Origin of the sequence: Vibrio fluminensis, from assembly GCF_015278125.1 — a bacterium.
In the GTDB taxonomy this organism is placed as follows: Bacteria; Pseudomonadota; Gammaproteobacteria; order Enterobacterales; family Vibrionaceae; genus Vibrio; species Vibrio fluminensis.
This window is the reverse complement of sequence record NZ_JADILO010000063.1, coordinates 1-2,868: the sequence shown is the minus strand read 5'-3', so window position 1 is coordinate 2,868 and position 2,868 is coordinate 1. Positions and strand designations below refer to the sequence as shown.

The window sequence follows — 2,868 nt, the reverse complement described above, 5'->3', positions numbered from 1 at the left end:
TCGAAACTCCTTCGGGTTGTATGGTTAAGTGACTAAGCGTACACGGTGGATGCCTTGGCAGTCAGAGGCGATGAAAGACGTAGTAACTTGCGATAAGCCCAGATTAGGTAGTAACAACCATTTGAGTCTGGGATTTCTGAATGGGGAAACCCACGTGCATAAGCACGTATCATTAACTGAATACATAGGTTAATGAGGCGAACCGGGGGAACTGAAACATCTAAGTACCCCGAGGAAAAGAAATCAACCGAGATTCCGAAAGTAGCGGCGAGCGAAATTGGACTAGCCCTTAAGCTTTACACRCGTTAGACGAACGGTCTGGAAAGTCCGACGATACAGGGTGATAGTCCCGTAGTTGACGATGTGTGTTCAGTGAAATCGAGTAGGGCGGGACACGTGTTATCCTGTCTGAATATGGGGGGACCATCCTCCAAGGCTAAATACTACTGACTGACCGATAGTGAACCAGTACCGTGAGGGAAAGGCGAAAAGAACCCCTGTGAGGGGAGTGAAATAGAACCTGAAACCGTGTACGTACAAGCAGTAGGAGCAGGCATTRYGTCCTGTGACTGCGTACCTTTTGTATAATGGGTCAGCGACTTATATTCAGTGGCAAGGTTAACCATCTAGGGGAGCCGTAGGGAAACCGAGTCTTAACTGGGCGTTCAGTCTCTGGATATAGACCCGAAACCAGGTGATCTAGCCATGGGCAGGTTGAAGGTTGAGTAACATCAACTGGAGGACCGAACCGACTAATGTTGAAAAATTAGCGGATGACTTGTGGCTAGGGGTGAAAGGCCAATCAAACCTGGAGATAGCTGGTTCTCCCCGAAAGCTATTTAGGTAGCGCCTCGGACGAATACTACTGGGGGTAGAGCACTGTTAAGGCTAGGGGGTCATCCCGACTTACCAACCCTTTGCAAACTCCGAATACCAGTAAGTACTATCCGGGAGACACACGGCGGGTGCTAACGTCCGTCGTGGAGAGGGAAACAACCCAGACCGCCAGCTAAGGTCCCAAATTATTACTAAGTGGGAAACGATGTGGGAAGGCTTAGACAGCTAGGATGTTGGCTTAGAAGCAGCCATCATTTAAAGAAAGCGTAATAGCTCACTAGTCGAGTCGGCCTGCGCGGAAGATGTAACGGGGCTAAGTAATAAACCGAAGCTGCGGCAATGAAGTTTACTTCATTGGGTAGGGGAGCGTTCTGTAAGCCGTTGAAGGTGTGTTGTAAAGCATGCTGGAGGTATCAGAAGTGCGAATGCTGACATGAGTAACGATAAAGGGGGTGAAAAACCTCCTCGCCGGAAGACCAAGGGTTCCTGTCCAACGTTAATCGGGGCAGGGTAAGTCGACCCCTAAGGCGAGGCCGAAAGGCGTAGTCGATGGGAAACGGGTTAATATTCCCGTACTTCTTACAATTGCGATGGGGGGACGGAGAAGGCTAGGTGGGCCTGGCGACGGTTGTCCAGGTTCAAGTGCGTAGGCTGAAGARTTAGGTAAATCCGGYTCTTCTTAAGGCTGAGACACGACGTCGAGCTACTACGGTAGTGAAGTCATTGATGCCATGCTTCCAGGAAAAGCCTCTAAGCTTCAGATTGTAAGGAATCGTACCCCAAACCGACACAGGTGGTCGGGTAGAGAATACCAAGGCGCTTGAGAGAACTCGGGTGAAGGAACTAGGCAAAATGGTACCGTAACTTCGGGAGAAGGTACGCTCTTGACGGTGAAGTCCCTYGCGGATGGAGCTATTGAGAGTCGCAGATACCAGGTGGCTGCAACTGTTTATTAAAAACACAGCACTGTGCAAAATCGTAAGATGACGTATACGGTGTGACGCCTGCCCGGTGCCGGAAGGTTAATTGATGGGGTTAGACTTCGGTCGAAGCTCTTGATCGAAGCCCCGGTAAACGGCGGCCGTAACTATAACGGTCCTAAGGTAGCGAAATTCCTTGTCGGGTAAGTTCCGACCTGCACGAATGGCGTAATGATGGCCACGCTGTCTCCACCCGAGACTCAGTGAAATTGAAATCGCTGTGAAGATGCAGTGTACCCGCGGCTAGACGGAAAGACCCCGTGAACCTTTACTACAGCTTGGCACTGAACATTGACCCTACATGTGTAGGATAGGTGGGAGGCTTTGAAGCACGTACGCTAGTATGTGTGGAGCCGTCCTTGAAATACCACCCTTGTAGTGTTGATGTTCTAACGTCGACCCCTAATCGGGGTTACGGACAGTGCCTGGTGGGTAGTTTGACTGGGGCGGTCTCCTCCCAAAGAGTAACGGAGGAGCACGAAGGTGGGCTAAACACGGTTGGACATCGTGTGGTTAGTGCAATGGCATAAGCCCGCTTAACTGCGAGAATGACAATTCGAGCAGGTACGAAAGTAGGTCATAGTGATCCGGTGGTTCTGTATGGAAGGGCCATCGCTCAACGGATAAAAGGTACTCCGGGGATAACAGGCTGATACCGCCCAAGAGTTCATATCGACGGCGGTGTTTGGCACCTCGATGTCGGCTCATCACATCCTGGGGCTGAAGTCGGTCCCAAGGGTATGGCTGTTCGCCATTTAAAGTGGTACGCGAGCTGGGTTTAGAACGTCGTGAGACAGTTCGGTCCCTATCTGCCGTGGGCGTTGGAGAATTGAAAGGGGCTGCTCCTAGTACGAGAGGACCGGAGTGGACGAACCTCTGGTGTTCGGGTTGTGTCGCCAGACGCATTGCCCGGTAGCTAAGTTCGGAATCGATAACCGCTGAAAGCATCTAAGCGGGAAGCGAGCCTTGAGATGAGTTCTCCCTGATACTTTAAGTATCCTAAAGGGTTGTCGGAGACTACGACGTTGATAGGTCAGGTGTGTAAGTGCTG

The 2,868-nt window shown here is 51.0% G+C and carries 1 rRNA gene; it reads left to right on the top strand.

Annotation, left to right across the window (positions count from 1 at the left end):
* Nucleotides 1-22 precede the first annotated feature (22 nt).
* A 23S ribosomal RNA gene (locus tag IRQ95_RS21830) occupies nt 23-2,868 on the top strand; the annotation flags it as partial.